At 32.1% G+C, this 18,735-nt stretch carries 11 protein-coding genes and 2 tRNA genes; 10 read left to right on the plus strand and 3 right to left on the minus strand.

The features are described 5' to 3' along the window. Window positions 1–65: 65 nt before the first annotated feature. Complete coding sequence (locus M3P09_RS10530; protein WP_249973095.1) at window positions 66–608, minus strand: RNA methyltransferase; 543 nt, start codon at window positions 606–608, stop codon at window positions 66–68. A gap of 167 nt (window positions 609–775) precedes the next feature. Here M3P09_RS10530 and mutS point away from each other — a divergent pair, with 167 nt between their 5' ends. The 3 genes from mutS to M3P09_RS10545 all read left to right on the plus strand — a co-directional run bounded on the left by mutS (window position 776) and on the right by M3P09_RS10545 (window position 3,668). Further along, window positions 776–3,388 carry a DNA mismatch repair protein MutS gene (mutS, locus tag M3P09_RS10535; RefSeq protein WP_249973096.1) on the plus strand — a complete coding sequence of 871 codons (2,613 nt, stop codon included), beginning with the start codon at window positions 776–778 and terminating at the stop codon, window positions 3,386–3,388. Window positions 3,389–3,486: 98 nt separating this feature from the next. Then, window positions 3,487–3,558, plus strand: a tRNA-Gly gene (locus tag M3P09_RS10540). 26 nt (window positions 3,559–3,584) lie between these two features. Then, window positions 3,585–3,668 (plus strand) — tRNA-Leu (locus tag M3P09_RS10545). Between the two features lie 59 nt (window positions 3,669–3,727). Here M3P09_RS10545 and M3P09_RS10550 read toward each other — a convergent pair. Both M3P09_RS10550 and M3P09_RS10555 read right to left on the minus strand, forming a co-directional pair. After that, entirely contained in the window at window positions 3,728–5,104 is a 1,377-nt protein-coding gene (locus M3P09_RS10550; protein WP_249973097.1) for a sensor histidine kinase, read from the minus strand. Next, window positions 5,094–6,440, minus strand: coding sequence for a sigma-54-dependent transcriptional regulator (locus tag M3P09_RS10555; RefSeq protein ID WP_249973098.1), 1,347 nt, complete (start codon window positions 6,438–6,440; stop codon window positions 5,094–5,096). Before M3P09_RS10555 ends, M3P09_RS10550 begins: the two co-directional genes overlap by 11 nt. 205 nt (window positions 6,441–6,645) lie before the next feature. On the opposite strand from M3P09_RS10555, the gene M3P09_RS10560 reads away from it, so the two are divergent. The 7 genes from M3P09_RS10560 (at window position 6,646) to M3P09_RS10590 (ending at window position 18,724) form a co-directional block, all read left to right on the plus strand. Next, window positions 6,646–7,893 (plus strand): efflux RND transporter periplasmic adaptor subunit, encoded by a 1,248-nt coding sequence (locus M3P09_RS10560; protein ID WP_249973099.1) that lies wholly within the window; start codon window positions 6,646–6,648, stop codon window positions 7,891–7,893. Window positions 7,894–7,906: 13 nt separating this feature from the next. Then, a complete protein-coding gene (locus M3P09_RS10565) occupies window positions 7,907–8,584 on the plus strand; it encodes an ABC transporter ATP-binding protein (RefSeq protein WP_099563388.1) in 678 nt (225 codons plus the stop codon). A gap of 16 nt (window positions 8,585–8,600) precedes the next feature. Continuing rightward, window positions 8,601–11,084, plus strand: a complete 2,484-nt coding sequence (locus M3P09_RS10570) for an ABC transporter permease (RefSeq protein WP_249973100.1) — start codon at window positions 8,601–8,603, stop codon at window positions 11,082–11,084. A gap of 27 nt (window positions 11,085–11,111) precedes the next feature. After that, the gene (locus M3P09_RS10575) at window positions 11,112–13,595 is read left to right on the plus strand and encodes an ABC transporter permease (protein WP_249973101.1); all 2,484 of its coding nucleotides are present in this window, start codon (window positions 11,112–11,114) and stop codon (window positions 13,593–13,595) included. 26 nt (window positions 13,596–13,621) lie between these two features. Further along, window positions 13,622–13,777 carry a hypothetical protein gene (locus tag M3P09_RS10580; protein WP_249973102.1) on the plus strand — a complete coding sequence of 52 codons (156 nt, stop codon included), beginning with the start codon at window positions 13,622–13,624 and terminating at the stop codon, window positions 13,775–13,777. A 130-nt stretch (window positions 13,778–13,907) separates the two neighbouring features. Beyond that, complete coding sequence (locus M3P09_RS10585) at window positions 13,908–16,292, plus strand: ABC transporter permease (protein ID WP_249973103.1); 2,385 nt, start codon at window positions 13,908–13,910, stop codon at window positions 16,290–16,292. Window positions 16,293–16,294: 2 nt separating this feature from the next. Continuing rightward, window positions 16,295–18,724: an ABC transporter permease gene (locus tag M3P09_RS10590; protein ID WP_249973104.1), complete on the plus strand. Its 2,430-nt coding sequence runs from the start codon at window positions 16,295–16,297 to the stop codon at window positions 18,722–18,724. Window positions 18,725–18,735: the final 11 nt, after the last annotated feature.

Below are 18,735 nucleotides of genomic sequence, written 5' to 3' on the forward strand. Positions count from 1 at the left end.
ATCTCATGAGATAAAATCTAGATGTTCCTCCTACTAGATTCTTTAATTTATGTAAATCATCAAATTCAGTTTTTTCCAAAATGGTTTATTTTTGAAAACACATCCCAAACCACAATGCCGCAACTTACAGAAATGTTTAAAGAGTGTTTGGTTCCAAATTGTGGGATTTCAATAACAAAGTCGCTTGCAGAAACTACTTCTTGCGCTACACCTTTTACTTCGTTTCCAAAAACAAGAGCGTATTTAGTATTGGGTTCAGCTTTAAAATCGTTTAACATGATAGCGTTTTCTGCTTGCTCTATAGAACAAATCTTTACGTTTTCATTTTTTAGTTTTTCAACTAAATCAAGAGTGTTTTTTGCATATTCCCAAGCCACTGTTTCGGTGCTTCCTAGTGCTGTTTTGTGAATGTCTTTATGTGGTGGTTTTGCAGTAATGCCACAGAGATAAATTTTTTCAATTAAAAAAGCATCGCTTGTTCTAAAAACTGAACCAATGTTGTTTAAACTTCTAATATTATCAAGTACAATAATTAAAGGTGTTTTTTCTACGCTTTTAAAAGCATCAACACTTAATCTATCTAATTCGCTATTTTTAAGTTTACGCATTGCAAACAATTGTTTTTTTTATTTCTGTGAAGATAGAAATCTTTTTTGTTGAAATCTCACTCTAATTGTAGATAACTTCTAAAAAATCAACTTCAAAAAACATGAAATTAATGGTACATTGCATGCTACAATTTTGTCAAAAATAACATTAATAAATAACTTTTCCATTGGCTACAAAAAGTAAAAAAGTAACCCCTTTAATGAAGCAGTATAATGCTATTAAAGCAAAGTACCCTGATGCGTTATTACTGTTTAGAGTGGGCGATTTTTATGAAACTTTTGGTAGTGATGCCGTAAAAGCTGCAGGGATTTTAGGGATAATTTTAACTAAGCGCGGTGCAGGTAGTGAGAGTGAAACAGAGTTAGCAGGATTCCCACATCATTCTTTAAATACGTACTTGCCTAAGTTGGTAAAAGCAGGCGAGCGTGTTGCTATTTGCGATCAATTGGAAGATCCTAAACAAACCAAAACCATTGTAAAGCGCGGTGTAACCGAATTGGTAACTCCAGGAGTAGCTTTAAATGATGAGGTTTTAGTGTCAAAATCTAACAACTTTTTATGCTCTGTCTATTTCGATAAAAAATATATAGGAGTTTCATTTTTAGATATTTCTACAGGTGAGTTTTTAACCTCGCAAGGTAATGCTGAGTATATTGATAAACTGCTTCAAAATTTTAGCCCGAGTGAAGTTTTAGTATCCAAGCAAAAACGAACACTTTTTAATGAAACGTTTGGAGAAGATTTTCATACCTTCTATCTGGAAGACTGGATATATCAAACCGATTATGCATACGAAACCCTAATAAAGCATTTTGACACAAAGACCTTAAAAGGGTTTGGTGTTGAAGATTTATATGAAGGTGTTATTGCTTCTGGTTCTATTTTACATTATTTAGGTGAAACACAACATCATAAACTACAGCATATTACGTCTATTTCTAGAATTGCTGAAGATGATTATGTGTGGATGGATAAATTCACAATTAGAAATTTAGAATTATATAATTCTACAAATAATAATGCGGTTACGCTTTTAAATGTTATTGATAAAACTATTTCACCTATGGGTGGAAGAATGCTTAAACGATGGTTGGCTTTACCCTTAAAAAATGTTGATAAAATTAAGCAACGCCACGAAGTAGTTAGCTTTTTAACCAAGGAAAATACGGTGCTTCAAAAAATTCAAAACCATATTAAGCATATTGGAGATTTAGAGCGTTTAATTTCTAAAATTGCAACAGGAAAAGTTAGTCCGCGAGAGGTTATTCAACTTAAAAACTCATTAGAAGCTATTGTGCCTATAAAATCGTTAGCCTCTAATTGTGATAATGAATCGCTTAAAATTATTGGAGATAACTTACAGAGTTGTGAAGTACTTCGCGAAAAAATAAAAGAAACACTAAATGAAGATGCACCAGTAAATGTGCTAAAAGGAAATAGCATTGCTGCTGGTTTTTCATCTGAATTAGACGAATTGAGAGATTTATCTAAATCTGGGAAAGATTACCTAGACAATATGCTGCAACGCGAAAGTGAGCGTACAGGAATAACATCTCTTAAAATAGCATCAAATAATGTTTTTGGATATTATATTGAAGTGCGTAATACGCACAAAGATAAAGTTCCAGAAGAATGGATACGAAAACAAACTTTGGTAAGTGCTGAACGCTACATTACCGAGGAACTTAAAGAGTATGAAGCCAAAATTTTAGGAGCCGAAGATAAAATACAAGCCATCGAGCAACAACTATTTGCAGAATTGGTAGGTTGGATGAATCAATATATAAAACCAGTACAACAAAATGCTTATTTGATAGGTCAAATAGATTGCTTGTGTGGATTTGCACAACTTGCTAAGGATAATAATTACATCTATCCTAATATTGATGAATCGTATGATTTAGATATTAAAAATGGACGCCATCCTGTTATCGAAAAACAATTACCAATTGGTGAAGCTTATATCGCTAATAATGTGTTTTTAGATAGAACAACACAGCAAATAATAATGATTACGGGACCCAATATGTCTGGTAAATCAGCTATTTTAAGACAAACAGCACTTATAGTATTATTGGCGCAAATAGGGAGTTTTGTGCCAGCTCAAGAAGCTAGAATAGGTTTGGTTGATAAGATTTTTACCAGAGTAGGTGCCAGTGATAATATTTCGATGGGAGAATCGACATTTATGGTAGAGATGAATGAAACAGCTTCTATTTTAAATAATATATCCGACAGAAGTTTAGTGTTGTTAGACGAAATAGGTCGTGGCACTAGTACTTATGATGGTATTTCGATAGCATGGGCTATTAGCGAATATTTACATGAGCATCCTGCAAAACCTAAAACACTTTTCGCAACACATTACCATGAGTTGAATGAGATGAGTGAAACTTTTGAGCGTATTAAAAACTTTAATGTCTCTGTTAAAGAATTAAAAGATAATGTTCTTTTTTTAAGAAAATTGGTTGAAGGAGGTAGTGCACATAGTTTTGGAATCCATGTAGCTAAAATGGCAGGTATGCCTCAACAAGTTTTACACCGCGCAAATAAAATTTTGAAGAAATTAGAGCAATCACATTCAAGTGAAGAGCTTACAGATAAGGTGAAATCTATGCAAGATGAAATGCAACTAAGCTTTTTTAATTTAGACGATCCTTTATTAGAAAATATTAAGGACGAGATTTTACACATTGATATTGATACACTTACACCTGTAGAAGCACTTATGAAATTGAATGAAATTAAGCGTATGTTAGTTAAGAAAAAACAAGCTTAAAATTATTTTTATTTATTTTACTAAAAGGCTTTGGAATTCCTAGAAATATTTTAAATTTGCATCCGCAATAGCAATATTGTATGTTCATATAAAAGACTGCGAAAGTAGCTCAGGGGTAGAGCATCACCTTGCCAAGGTGGGGGTCGCGGGTTCAAATCCCGTCTTTCGCTCTGAAACTTTCTTAAAATATACCAATGCTGAAGTGGTGGAATTGGTAGACACGTTGGACTTAAAATCCAATGTCCATTAGGACGTACGGGTTCAAGTCCCGTCTTCAGTACTAAAGCCTTATCAAAATTTGATAAGGCTTTTTTTATGCTATTAAATTAGAAGTTTGCTTTAAGCCGTATAGAATATCAAACTAACAATTGTACCTTTATTTTCTGCACTTTTTACTTGAATTTTGCTTTTATGTAGAAGCATAATTTGTTTACATAGACTTAAACCTATACCGCTACCAGTTTTTTTTGTGCTAAAAAATGGAACAAAAATATTTTCTATTATTTCGTTTGGAATGCCTTTTCCGTTATCCCTTATTTTTATGATGGCTTGCCCATTAATATTTTTTTGAGCGGATAAAGTAATTTTAGGATGCTTAACTTCTTTAGAGGCTTCAACCGCATTAAGTATTAAATTAATTAATACTTGTTCAATTAAATACGTATCCATTTCTATTTCAAGATTTGGATTTTCAATTTCGAAATGTAAGTCAATATTTTTATTTTCTAGCGAAGGAAACATTAAGGTTTTTATGTTTTCGAACAGCTCGATTACTAATATATTGCTTAAATTAAGTTTGGTGATTTTATTCAAACTTCTGTATGTCTTAGCAAATTTTAATAAGCCTTCACTTCTTTTTTTAATACTTTCAATTCCTGTGTCTAAATCGTTCATGTCTATTTGATGCTCGTTGGGATCGCTTATAGATTGTTGAACTTTGGTTTGTAGTGTTTCCGCTAATGACGATATTGGCGCAATTGAGTTCATGATTTCATGCGTCATAACACTCAAAAGCTTTTTCCATGCCTCGGTTTCGTTTTGGGTTAATGTACTTTCTATATTTTGTAAAACAATAAGTTTATATGACTCTTCCTTTATTTGGAAAATGGAACTAGCTATTAAAAGTTTTGTTTTTTCGTTCTCAATAGTTACGGTTATACTATCCTCAATGTTATGGTTTTTTGTAAAAACAGTATTGTAAAGCTTGGGGTTTCTTTTTTCAATAAACTGAACATTTTTTAGAGAAGGAACACTTAAGGTTTTTTTAAAAGCATCATTGATCCATAAAACTTTACCAGACTCTATATTATAAGCAATTATTCCTGTATTAATTAATTCTAGTATTTTTTTTAGGTATAAATGCTGTGCTTCTTTTTCTTTATTTATTTCGTGTATGGTTTTGTTAACTTCATTGAAGCCTTTGCGTAACTCCTTAATATCTTCAGATCCAGATTTTTCGTTAAACCATCGGGAGAAATCTCGATACTTTACAGATTCAAAAAAATCATCCATTTCATAAAATCGCCTAAATATAAACTTGTATAAGCTTCTAAAGGAGTAATACAATATGATTAAAAAAGGGGCTAGTATAGCAAGACTAAGTTGTAAATTGGTTTGAAAATCTAAATAGGTAATTGTAAACGCTAAAATTGTTAGCGCAAAAAATAGAATAATGACTCTTAAGGTAAGAACTAATTTATATTTTCTATAAGCCATACTTATTTAATCTTCTATAAAGTGCTGTTCGCGTAATCCCTAATTCTTTAGCAGATTTAGAAATGTTACCATTATTTTTCTCAATAACTTTTAAAATAGCATTCTTTTCTATGGTTTCTAGTTTTAAATCGGATGTGCCAATATTATTCCCTCGTTTTTCTATTGGAGAAAACACTAAGTCTTCTTTATGTAAATAATCACTGTCAGCCATAATCACTGCTCTTTCCAAAGCGTATTGTAGTTCGCGGACATTACCTGGGAAATAATAGCTCCTTAATTTTTCAATAAAACCATCATCTAGTTTAAAGCTGGATTTTAAATACTTTTCGGCGTAAACATTAATAAAATGCTTAGCAAGTAAAATAACATCTTTATCACGGTTTCTAAGCGGAGGTACAATAATTTCAACAGTATTAATTCTATATATAAGATCTTTTCTAAAATTAGCTTCGTCTGCAAGAAATTCAATATCTAAATTAGTTGCACAAATAAGTCGAATATTAATATCTATAGCTTTGTTAGAGCCTAATGGTGTTACTTTTCTGTTTTGTAAAACCGTTAAGAGTTTTGCTTGTTGTTGCAAACTTATATTACCAATTTCATCTAAAAAAAGCGTACCGCCATCGGCAGATTCAAACCTTCCTGGTCTGTCATTTTTTGCATCTGTAAAAGCTCCTTTTTTGTATCCAAATAATTCACTTTCAAATAATGTTGCAGTTAGCGATCCAACATCAACTTTAATAAAAGGTTTGTGTTTTCTTAACGAATTATCGTGTATAGCTTTAGCAATTAAGTCCTTGCCCGTTCCGTTTTCTCCCAAGATTAAAATATTAGCGTCAGTAGGAGCAATTTTTTTTATCTTCAAAAAAACATCAGTCATAGCATGACTTTCACCCAAAATTTCATGTCTTGTAATTGAGGTGCCCGCTTTTTTATATGTGTTTGATTTTTTCTTATTTAAGATATCAGTAATCGACTCAATAAGCTTGCTGTTTTCCCAAGGTTTTACTAAAAAATCTGAAGCTCCTTCTTTTAAAGATCGGATAGCTAAATCTAAATCACCATATGCTGTTATTAGAATAATAGAAACTGATTTATCAATGTCCTTAATTTTATTAAGCCAATAAATACCTTCGTTACCAGTATTTATAAGCCCATTAAAATTCATATCTAGAATAATAATATCGAATTTAGTTTTCCCTATTAAGGAAATTATATTTCCAGGGTTTTTCTCAACAACAACCTCCTTAACTCTCGATTTTAACAGTAACCTCATAGCTGTTAAGACATCGGTATCATCATCTACAACTAATATGTTTGCGTTTTTTAACAACATAAATACAATAATACAATAATAATGAGGGCATTAAAAATTATTAATCTACAATTATTTAAGCATTAAAAAGTGTTTTGAAAGCGAACACAGTTGTATCATTTTCGAACACCTCTGTTTATAAAATTATTTTTAACATTATGATTTATAGGTATTTACGTGATTGGCATAGTAATGACTATATAGAGGTTATAAATATTGGTACTGTATGGATATCCCTTTAGAAAAGAAACGATTTAATAAGAAACAAATTAGCATAGCTATTGGATTAATTCTTCTAATTTCATTAATCACTTTTGTAATTATTTCAACTGGAGGAAACTCTAAACTAAATGTAGATAAAGAGCGAATTTCCATTAGTGAGATTAAAGAAGGAGTGTTTCAAGAAAATATACCTGTTTCTGGAAATGTTTTACCAATTACCACAATTTATTTAGATGCTCTTGAAGGTGGTCGAGTAGATGAGCTTTTTGTTGAAGATGGGGCTATTATGAAACAAGGTGACCCTATACTTCGCTTATCAAATACCGATTTAGAATTGAGTTTAGTAAATCAAGAAACATCAGTATATAATTTATTAACACAAATGCAGATTTCTCAGAATGCTGCACGTCAAAATACCATTAATAAGTTGACTAGAATGACAGATGTTGAGAATGCGCTTATTGAAGCTAGCAGAGTTTATCAACTTAATAAAAAACTATTTGATCAAAAAGCTATTGGGCGTCAAGAGTTTCAAGAATCAGAAAATAACTATAACTACCAAAAGCAGCAGATGGAACTTGCTCAAGAAATTTTAAAACAAGATTCGATATCAACTAAGCAAGAAACTAATCAAGCTCAAAATTCATTTTCTAGAACCCAAAGTGCTTTAAAATTAATGAGGAAGAAGGTTGGAGATTTAGTAGTAAAAGCTCCAGTTGATGGTCAGTTAACATCTTTGGATGCCGAAATAGGACAATCTAAAAACAAAGGTGAACGCTTAGGACAATTAGATGTTTTGAGTGGGTTTAAAGTACGTGCCGATATTGATGAACATTATATATCTAGAATCTATACAGGGCAACGAGGTACATTTCTTTTTAATAGTAAAGAGTACAGTCTTATTATTAAGAAAGTATTTACTCAAGTTACTGGAGGTCGATTTCAGGTAGATATGCTTTTTGAAGAAAAAGTAGAAGGGGTTCGTCGTGGGCAATCTCTACAAATTCGTTTGGCTTTAAGTGAAGAGAAGCAGGCCATTCTTGTTCCAAAAGGAGGCTTTTTTCAACAAACCGGAGGTAATTGGATTTTTAAATTGAATGAAGCTGGTACAATAGCTTACAAAGTAGATATCCGCCTCGGAACAAAAAATACAGAATATTATGAAGTATTAGAAGGGTTACAACCTGGAGATAAAGTCATAACATCTAGCTATGATAATTATGGCGATAAACAAGAATTGGTATTAAAATAAACTAACACATATTATGATTAAAATTAAAGATTTAGAAAAATATTACAAAACTGAGGAGTTACAAACCATAGCTTTAAATAAACTGTCTTTTGAAGTGAAACAAGGCGAGTTTATAGCAGTTATGGGGCCTTCTGGATGCGGAAAATCTACGTTGCTTAATATACTAGGTATGTTGGACGATTCAGATGGAGGCAGTTTTATTTTTAATGGTGAAGAGGTTATTAATTATAACGAGCGTAAAAGGGCTAACATCCGTAAACATAATATTGGGTTTGTATTTCAAAGCTTTAATTTGATTGATCAACTTACGGTTTTTGAAAATGTAGAACTACCTTTAATTTATACAGGCGTAAAAAAAGCTGAAAGAAAAAAGAAAGTACATGAGGTCCTAGAAAAAATGCAAATTATGCATAGACGCAAGCATTTTCCACAACAACTTTCTGGTGGGCAACAACAAAGAGTAGCCGTTGCTAGAGCAGTGGTTAATGACCCAAAATTAATACTTGCCGATGAGCCAACAGGAAATTTAGATAGTAGTAATGGTAATGAGGTTATGGAATTATTAACCGAATTAAATAATCAAGGCGCTACCATAATAATGGTAACACATAGCGAACACGATGCCAAATACAGTCATCGTATTATTCGCATGTTAGATGGACAGAAAGTAACTGAGAACAGCTTAATATAAATTGTAAAGCATAATCATGCTATTAAATTATTTTAAAATAACATTAAGAGTTTTTCTGAAAAACAAACTTTTTACTACAATTAATGTACTTGGTTTGGCTATTGGGATAGCAGTTTATATCCTAATTACTCAATATGTTAGTTTTGAATTAAAGTATGATCAACATTTATCTCACGCTGATGATTTATATCGGGTTACACTAACTTCTGACCTTGGAGGTAAAGGGTTTAAAACCATGGCAACAAATCATCCAGCAGTTGCTCATGCAATGAAACAAGATTTTCCTGAAGTAGAGAGTTATGTGCGTCTTGTAGATAGAAATATTATGTGGGGAACTTTTGTACTTTCTTACGAAGACCAACATGGAAACCTTGTAAAAACGAATATTAATGAAGAGAAATTGTTTATTGCTGATAGTACAGTGGTTGATTTGTTTGACATTAAAATCATAAAAGGTAATTCGAAAACGGCTTTAACAGAGAGCGGCTCCATCATTTTATCTCAAGAAGTAGCCCAACGTTTTTTTGGAAATGAAGACCCTATAGGTAAGATGTTAAGATTTAATAATCGATCACCCTTTATGGTAACAGGTGTTTTTGAAGAACTTCCTGAGAATACTCATTTTAAGTTTAACATGCTTGTTTCTTTCTCATCACTCGGGCCATGGACCGAACAAACATGGATATGGCCAGATTTTTATAATTATGTAAAATTAAAACCGGGTACAGATCCAGCACTAGTAGAAGCCAAATTTCCTGACTTTGCAAAAAAGTATTTGAGTGAAATTATGCAAGAACATGGATTTGAAGCTCGATTTGGGTTACAACCAGTACAAGACATTCATTTAAAATCTCATCATATTAATGAAGTATCGACCAATGCCAACGAAAAAACATTATACTTTCTGCAGATTATAGCACTCTTTGTGATACTAATTGCCCTTATGAATTTTATTAACCTGTCAACTGCTAAATCTACGGAGCGTGCTATGGAAGTAGGTTTAAAAAAAGTTGTTGGGATTAGAAAAAGAGCTTTGATTATTCAATTTCTTTTGGAGTCACTTTGCATCAACTTTATAAGTATTATTCTAGCTGTAGGGTTGGTTAGCATTTTTATTCAACCTTTTAATGATCTAGTGGGCTTAGAGATTTTATCTCTAGATATCTGGAAAGAACCTCGATTGTGGATGCACCTATTAGCTCTTATGTTTGTGGGCGGTATTTTGGCAGGAATATACCCAGCTTTTGTACTTTCTGGATTTAAGCCTATTGAGGTGCTAAAAGGAAGGTTTCATCAATCTAATAAAGGTGTTTCTATGCGAAAAAACCTTGTGATTGCTCAATTCGCCATATCTATCGCTCTAATAACGGGAACATTTATTATTTATCATCAATTTTCTTATATGCAAAATCAGGAATTAGGTTATGATGTGGAACATAATCTTGTACTGAATGCCCCAACAGTTATAGACTCTACAATTAGCCGAAAAATGGAAACTTTTAAGGGAGAGCTTCTACAGAATTCCAAAATTAAAGCAGTTACTGTGACTCAAGATATTCCTGGTAAAAAAATAGCACTGGATAATATAGTAAGACAAGCACATGAAAGAAGGGAGGAAGGAGTTAATTGTGATTTCTTAAATATTGACTATGATTTTTTAAATACATACCAAATCAAATTATTAGCAGGACGAAACTTTAGATTGGGAGATGCTACTACATACGATAGGGACAAAGAAAAGGATAATGGCAGAGCGCATAAAGTTATGATTAATAAAGTTGCTGCTAAAACATTAGGTTTTGAAACTATAGAAGATGCTGTTAACAAAAAAATAATCTTTCCAATGCTGAGTGATGGTACGGAAGGGATAGCTGAAATTATTGGAGTTATAGATAACTATCATCAAGAATCTCTTCAAACTGACTATTACCCAACTATCTATCAGGATTTTTCGTATTACAATGCAGCCTATATAACCATTAATATGAATACTTCTAATGCAAAAAAAACAATTGCAGATATTGGAGAGAAGTTTGGACAATTTTTTCCTATGGATCCCTATAATTATTTTTTTCTGGAGGACTATTTTAATCGCCAATATAAAGCTGATGTGAAATTTGGACATATATGCTTATTGTTTTCTATACTCGCTATTTTTATTGCTGCACTGGGACTTTTTGGATTAGGCTCTTATATGGCGATAAAGAAAACAAAAGAACTTTGTATACGTAAAGTTTTAGGAGCAAACCTAACGCAAGTATTAATATTAATACCTAAAAGCTTATTGACTTTGGTTTTAATATCCGGCCTCATAGCTGCCCCAATTACTTATTTTTTTGCAGATGAATGGCTTTCAGATTATGCATTTAGAACAGCTTTAAGTCTCTGGATGTTTGTTGTACCCATTTCATTGGTAGTTGTTATTGCAGCTTTATCGGTTTTACCCGAATGTATAAAAGTAGCTTTTGTAAATCCAGCAAAATATTTAAAAAACGAATAATTAGCATCAATCAAAAAACGAACAATCATGATCAGAAATTATTTCAAATTAGCTTGGAGAAACCTTATTAAAAACAAGGGATATTCTCTAATTAATATAGGAGGTTTAGCTATTGGTATAACAGCATATTTGCTCATTATTCAATATGTAAATTTTGAATCTAGCTACGATCAACATCAGCCACATATTGATGACTTATATCGAGTTACACTCTCCACGAATTTAGGATCTAAAGGTTTTGTAGACGCAGCGGCAACGCATCCAGCAGTTGGATCTGCAATGAAACGAGATTTTCCTGAAGTTGATAATTATGCAAGACTTGTGAATAAAGAGATTATGATGGGGTCTTTTGTGTTGTCTTATACTAATGAACAAGGTGATTTGGTAAAGTCAAATGTGAGTAATGATATGATATACATTGCTGATAGTACGGCGCTAGATCTTTTTAAAATTAATCTTGTTAAAGGGAACCCGAAAACGGCTCTTAAAGAACAGCGATCAATGATTTTATCTACCAAAGTTGCAGAACGCTTTTTTGGAGACCAAGACCCTATTAATAAAACTTTAGTAGCGAATGGAAATATTCAAGTAAAGGTTACTGGTGTTTTTGAAGAGCTTCCAGAAAACACCCATTTAAAATTTAACATGTTAATTTCGTTTTCAACGTTAGGGCCTTGGACAGAAACTACGTGGAATTGGCCAGAGTTTTATAATTACGTAAGGTTAAAGCCAGGGACAGATCCTGCAATTGTTGAGGCTAAATTCCCAGCTTTTATAGATAAATATTTAAGCGAAAGTATGCAAGAGCATAGTTTTGAAGCGAAAATGGGATTGCAACCTGTAAAGGATATTCACTTAAAATCCCACTTGAGTAATGAGATTAGTGTAAACAGTAATGAGAAAACATTAAATTTTCTTTGGCTTATTGCTGTATTTGTAATTTTAATTGCACTTATGAATTTTATTAATCTTTCTACAGCAAAATCTACAGAACGGGCTATGGAAGTAGGGTTAAAAAAAGTTGTTGGTATTAAAAGAAGTGCTTTAATAGTGCAATTTTTATTTGAATCTGTAATCATTAATTTAATTGCAGCCGTTATTGCTGTTATTATAATAAGTATGCTAATTAGCCCTTTTAATGAATTTGTAGGCTTACACATATTATCTACAGATATGTGGTTGAAACCTCAAATATGGGCACACATTATTGTACTTATCTTTTTAGGAGGGCTTTTAGCAGGAATATATCCGGCTTTTGTACTGTCTGGTTTCAAACCTATACAGGTATTAAAAGGTAAATTTCATCAATCAACAAAAGGAACTTTAATACGTAAAGCTCTCGTTGTTGCTCAATTTACCATATCTATCGCATTAATTGCTGGTACTTTTATTATGTACAGTCAGTTTTCGTATATGCAAAACCAAGATTTAGGTTTTGATTCTAAGCATAATCTTATTATAAATGCACCTATGGTTGTAGATTCTACGGTAAATGATAAGATGGAAGTTTTTAAAGCTGAACTTTTGCGTAACCCAAATGTAAATGTTGTAGCGGCAACCGCAGACGTGCCTGGAAAAAAAAATCCATGGTATAATACAACTAGGCAGGTACACGAACAAAGGGAAGCCAACGTTATTTGTAATCAGTTTAGTATAGATCAGGACTTTATGGATGCTTATAAAATAAAGTTATTAGCTGGACGAAACTTTAGATTAGAAGATCATTCATATTACGGCTTTAGGAATCCTAACCCTCCAAGTGCAAATAAGCCATATAGAGTTATGCTTAATAGAGCAGCTGTGAAGTTGCTTGGATTTTTATCTGTTGAAGATGCCGTGAATAAGAACATTATATTTCAGTTAGGGCCTCAAGATCGAACCGCCGAAGTTATTGGTGTTATGGAAAATTATCATCAACAATCACTTCAAAATGATTATGATCCTACACTGTTTTTATATCCAACGTACTATAATACGTCTTATTTAACGGTTAATATAAATACCTCGAATATTGAAAGTACTGTAAAGCATATTGGTGAAAAATACGAAGCGTTTTTTCCTATGGACCCTTATGAATATTTCTTTCTCGACGAACATTTTAATCGTCAATATAAAGCAGATCGTAAGTTCGGTCAACTCTTTTTCTTGTTTGCAGGACTAGCTATTTTTATTGCAGCTTTAGGATTATTTGGCTTAGGGTCCTATATGGCCATGCGAAGAACTAAAGAGCTCTGTGTTCGTAAAGTTTTAGGAGCAAATATTTTGCATGTCTTGCTTTTAATTCCTAAAAGCTTGGTGGTTTTAGTGTTTGTTTCTGGAGTAATTGCTCTTCCTATTACATATTTTATGGCTTCGGAGTGGCTTTCTAATTATGCGTTTAGAGTTGACATAAACCCATGGATGTTTATTGTACCTCTAATTGTTGTTGTTATTGTTGCTGCATTATCAGTATTACCAGAATCGATAAAAGTAGCCTTAGTAAAACCAGCCAATTATTTAAGGAATGAGTAATTAAAGAGTTGTGTAAATGGGCAAACATGGAAACAATAATTCTAAAGTATATAAAAGGAGAAATGGATGTTTCTGAAAAAATGAAAATGATTGAATGGATAAATAAAAATGACGACAATCATAAAAAGTATAACATTTTTAAAGCTAAATATGTTGCCTCTAAATTAAAAGATTACGCTTAGAAACTATTTCAAAATCGCATGGCGAAATTTTAAAAAGAACAAAAGCAACAATTGCTTAAAGAATGAGTAATTGAATAACAAGGTTTATTGAGACTTTGTATGAAGTGTTAAAAATAAAAAAACGAAACTAATGATACAGAATAATATAAAGATGATTTGGAGGAATTTCCTTAAAAATAGGGTTTATTCTTTTATAAATCTATTCGGGTTAACTATTGGATTGTCGAGCTTTATTCTGATTGCTTTATACATACAATATGAACTGAGTTATGACTCTCAGCATGAAAATGGGAATAATATCTTCCGTATAGTACAGCAACAAAAAGGTAATATGTATCAAGGAACCGATATGTCAATAGCAACACCATTGCCGTTAGCGGAGTCTCTTAAAAAAGATTTTCCAGAGGTGTTGGCTATAACAAATTTAGATGTTTGGGGAGGACTACTTATTAAAGATAAGGAGTCTTTTGCTCAAAAAGGATTGCTTACCGATAAACACATATTTGACGTTTTTACTATTCCAGTGCTTGCTGGCGTTGGAAAAGAAGCATTAGAAGACCCAAAGTCTATTTTATTGACAGAGTCTTTAGCTAAAAAGATTTTCGGAAAAACTTCTCCCATAGGTCAATCACTGCTCTACAATAGTAAAGAAACATTAATTGTTAAAGGTCTTATTGCAGATCCGCCAAAGAATCAACATTTTTCTTATGATTATATCGTTCCACTGGATCTTTCTTCAGAATATAAACGAGATGCAGGCAGATGGAACAGCAATAACTATGTAACCTATTTAGTTTTAGAGGAAGGAACAGATGTAAATAGCTTCCAGAAAAAAATGAAGGTTTATGAGGAGATTACAAAACCTATATATCAACGATCTGGTTTCGAATTTTTCCCGGAATATAAACTTCAAGCTCTTAAAAAAATTCACTTGTATTCAAAGGTGAACCATGAAATTGAAGCAAATGGAGATATTCAATATGTCTACCTCTTTGCATTCATTGGTTTTATTATTTTAATACTTGCTTCTATAAATTATACAAATTTAACAACAGCTCGAGCTGCACAAAGGGCCAAGGAAATAGGTGTAATTAAGGTAATGGGTGCGAGTAGGAGACAGCTGGTTTATCAATTTTTAGGAGAAGCCACATTATTTACATTTATTAGTTTTATAATATCATTGATTTTAGTTTCATTAGTGTTGCCCACGTATAATGAATTGATTGGCAAAAACATTTCTTTTTCCATTTTTAATAATGGCGTACTTGTTCTTACAATGTTTGTAATTGCTAATATTGTCGGCATTTTGTCGGGCTTATACCCAGCTATATTTCTTTCAAAAGTAAGTCCTGAAAAAGCACTTAAAGGAAATTTTTTAAAAGGACATAAAGGCGCTTCACTAATGCGTAATGTGCTGGTAACAGGGCAATTTATAGTAGCAATTACTCTAGCAATAGGAAGTATAGTTATCTATCAGCAATTACATTTTATCCAGAATAAAAGTTTAGGGTTTAATAAAGAGCATGTTGTTTATGTAGATTACTGGGAAAAGGAAATTTTTGAAAAAGAAGCAGTTATTCAGTCGGAATTACTAAATCATCCAAAAATTCAAGAAGTAGCTTTTAGTAACCGATTACCGTTTGGAATCAATAGTTTCGGGAATGTTGATAAATGGGAAGGAAATCATGACAAGAAACAGTTAAACTTATATAGAAGCTATGTCGACTACAATTTTATTGATCTTTTTGATATGGAACTTGTTGCTGGAAGGAATTTTTCTAAAAAGTTTCCAACAGATACTTCTGATGCTTATATATTGAACCAAGCTGCTTTAAACGCGTTAGGCTGGGAAACTGCTGTGGGAAAAAGTTTTGATGAAGGTCATGTTATCGGAGTCGTTAAAGATTTTCATTCGCAAACCTTTGATCAAGAAATAGAACCTCTTTTTATGGCTATGCGAAGACCATATAACAAGCATTTTGGGGTAGCAATTATGAAGATTAGTATAGATGATTTTCAAAATACAAAGGAGCATATTGAAAAAACGATGAAAAATGTAGTTCCCTTAGCTCCATACGAAGTGAAATTTGTTGAAGATTCTTATAATCAGCAGTACAAATCCGAGCATAAACTGGGGCAGGCATTTAATCTATTTACCCTGTTGGCATTGTTTATTGCAAGTATGGGCTTATTCGGACTTGTTTCTTTTACAGTAATTCAACGAACAAAAGAAATTGGAGTGAGAAAAGTTTTAGGAGCCTCTATCATACGAATTGTGGGCATATTATCCGTTGATTTTATCAAAATGGTTTTGGTAGCACTTGTAATTTCAGCACCTATAGCTTATTATTTTATGAATAATTGGTTAGATGATTATGCGTATAAAATTGATATTAATTGGTGGGTTTTTATAATGGTTGGGATTGCAGTTATAATGATAGCTTTTGTAACTATTAGTTTTCAAAGTATAAAGGCAGCAATGGTCAACCCAATAAAAAGTTTAAAAACAGAATAACCATGATTAAGAATTATTTTAAAATCGCGTGGCGAAATTTTAAAAAGGACAAGAGCTTTACGTTTATAAATCTATTAGGCTTGGCAACAGGTTTTGCTATTACGCTGCTTATTATCCAGTATGTAAGATTTGAGTTTAGCTATGAAAATACACATGTAAACGTTGATAGACTTGTACGGTTGACCATGGATTATATGGACGGAGAAACAGTAACTGCTCAAGATTGTGAAACGAACCCACCAACAGGGGCAAAAGTATTGGCAGAAATGCCAGAAGTAGAAAACTTTACCAGAGCCTACCCTATAGGAGAACCCAATGTTAATGTTGGCATTGATAACGAACATTTTATATTAGAAAAACTGTTTGCCGTAGACCATTCATTTTTTAATATGTTCTCTTATCCTTTAATATATGGTACTAAGAAAGATATTTTTAAACAACCTAATCAAGCTGTTTTAACTGAGACAACAGCACTCAGGTATTTTAATAAAAAAAATGTTGTTGGAGAAACACTAGAAATTCCTTTTGCTAAAGGGTCAGTACTATTAGATGTTGTAGGTGTTGTAGCAGATAGTCCTCCAAACACACATTTAAAATTTAATATGCTTATGTCTTATCCAACCATGTTATCAGATAAAGCGATGTTAGAAGAGTATGGTGAAAAAGAAGATAATTGGGGTGGGAATAATACATTAACCTATTTACTATTAACACCAAATACAAACTACGCAAGTTTTACGTCATCACTTTTGGATTTGAATAAGCGAATGGAAGTTGAAATGAATTTTAAAAACCAGCGCATTATTGGACAAAAGATTGGTGATATTCATTTATACTCCAACAAAACTTTTGAAACGGAGCCTAATGGAAAAGCATCCTCAGTATTTTTTCTATTAGGTGTTGCTTTTTTAGTTATTATTAGTGCCTTTGTAAATTATATTAATCTAGCAACATCAAAAGCATTAGATAGAGCTAAAGAAGTTGGTATTCGTAAAGTAGTAGGTTCAACCAAAAGCCAATTAAGAGTTCAGTTTTTGATAGAATCTCTTCTTATTAACTTTTGTGCAGGAATCTGTGCTGTATTATTAATTTTAATTGCGAAATCTAAGTTTATTGAAGTGTCTGGATTGCCAACAGATTTTAGCATTTTTGAAGATTCACTCTTTTGGCTTATACTTGGAGCCTTTATTTTATTAGGAGTACTGTTTTCTGGGGTTTATCCTGCGTTAGTGCTATCTTCGTTTAAACCTTCTTCGGTGTTAAAAGGTGCTTTTACCCATTCAACACAAGGCGTGCTCCTTCGTAAATCTTTAGTGGTTTTTCAATTTGCAATTACTATTATTTTACTCATACAAATTTTTATGATTAATCAGCAATTAGAGTATCTGCAAAATATAGATTTAGGTGTAAATACAGACCAAACTATTGTTGTAAATGCGCCTACTCAAAATACCGATCGACAAAATTATAGTGTTTTTAAACAAGAATTATTAGCAAATTCTTCTGTAAGTTTAGTATCGCTTTCTGGAGCTGTACCTGGACAAATGGCAAGTCAAATGGGTACAACTACAGGTATTAACCTTTCAGAGGTTATAGAAGATCATAATTATAATTTTTACCTCACTCAAATTGATGCCAATTTTATTACTGTAATGGGAATGGAATTATTAGAAGGTAACAATTTTGATGAGACCAGTCATCCAGATAAGAAAGAAGTTATAGTTAACCAAGAAGCTATTCGTTTATGGGGCATTCCAGAGGCTAAAAATGCAATAGGTAAAAAATTGAAATTTTGGGGAAGTGAGTGGACTATAAAAGGCGTTGTTAAAAACTATCATCAAGAATCAGCTAAATCTGCTCATATACCAATTATACATAGATATTCTGATTATTTTGGAGGTTTTGCAAGTATAAAATTCTTAGGAAATAACCCTAAAGAACAAATTTCACAAATAGAACAAACTTATAAATCAGTTTTCCCTACAGCCCCATTCTCTTACTTTTTTATGGATAGTGAATATGATAAACAGTTTAAAGCTGATAAGCAGTTTCAAGATGTATTTACTGTACTTACAGGCTTTGCTATTTTAATTGCATGTTTAGGATTGTTTGGTTTAGCATCATTTACTGTTTTAAAAAGGAAAAAAGAAATTGGCATTAGAAAAGTAATTGGTGCAAGTGTTGTAAATATTTTAGTGTTACTATCAAAAAACTTTATAAAAACCGTTTTTATAGCAATGCTTATAGGTATTCCTGTTACTTATTTGTTAGCAACAAAATGGTTAGAAAATTTTGCATTTCATATTGAATTGAATTGGTGGTTATTTACGCTACCAGTCATATTGGTAATGGGACTAGTTGTTTTTTCAATTAGTATTAAAACTATTAATGCTGCCATTGTAAATCCTGTAGAATCTTTAAAGGATGAATAAAGAAAGATATT

This window comes from Jejuia spongiicola, from assembly GCF_023502325.1.
GTDB classification, from domain to species: domain Bacteria; phylum Bacteroidota; class Bacteroidia; order Flavobacteriales; family Flavobacteriaceae; genus Wocania_A; species Wocania_A spongiicola.

Excerpts from the sequence above, each read along its gene's own strand:
- M3P09_RS10550 (WP_249973097.1), bottom strand. The coding sequence starts at position 5,104 with ATGGCTTATAGAAAATATAAATTAGTTCTTACCTTAAGAGTCATTATT.
- M3P09_RS10555 (WP_249973098.1), bottom strand. The coding sequence starts at position 6,440 with ATGTTGTTAAAAAACGCAAACATATTAGTTGTAGATGATGATACCGAT.
- M3P09_RS10585 (WP_249973103.1), top strand. The coding sequence starts at position 13,908 with ATGATACAGAATAATATAAAGATGATTTGGAGGAATTTCCTTAAAAAT.
- M3P09_RS10575 (WP_249973101.1), top strand. The coding sequence starts at position 11,112 with ATGATCAGAAATTATTTCAAATTAGCTTGGAGAAACCTTATTAAAAAC.
- M3P09_RS10530 (WP_249973095.1), bottom strand. The coding sequence starts at position 608 with ATGCGTAAACTTAAAAATAGCGAATTAGATAGATTAAGTGTTGATGCT.
- M3P09_RS10570 (WP_249973100.1), top strand. The coding sequence starts at position 8,601 with ATGCTATTAAATTATTTTAAAATAACATTAAGAGTTTTTCTGAAAAAC.
- M3P09_RS10560 (WP_249973099.1), top strand. The coding sequence starts at position 6,646 with ATGGATATCCCTTTAGAAAAGAAACGATTTAATAAGAAACAAATTAGC.
- M3P09_RS10580 (WP_249973102.1), top strand. The coding sequence starts at position 13,622 with ATGGAAACAATAATTCTAAAGTATATAAAAGGAGAAATGGATGTTTCT.
- M3P09_RS10590 (WP_249973104.1), top strand. The coding sequence starts at position 16,295 with ATGATTAAGAATTATTTTAAAATCGCGTGGCGAAATTTTAAAAAGGAC.
- M3P09_RS10565 (WP_099563388.1), top strand. The coding sequence starts at position 7,907 with ATGATTAAAATTAAAGATTTAGAAAAATATTACAAAACTGAGGAGTTA.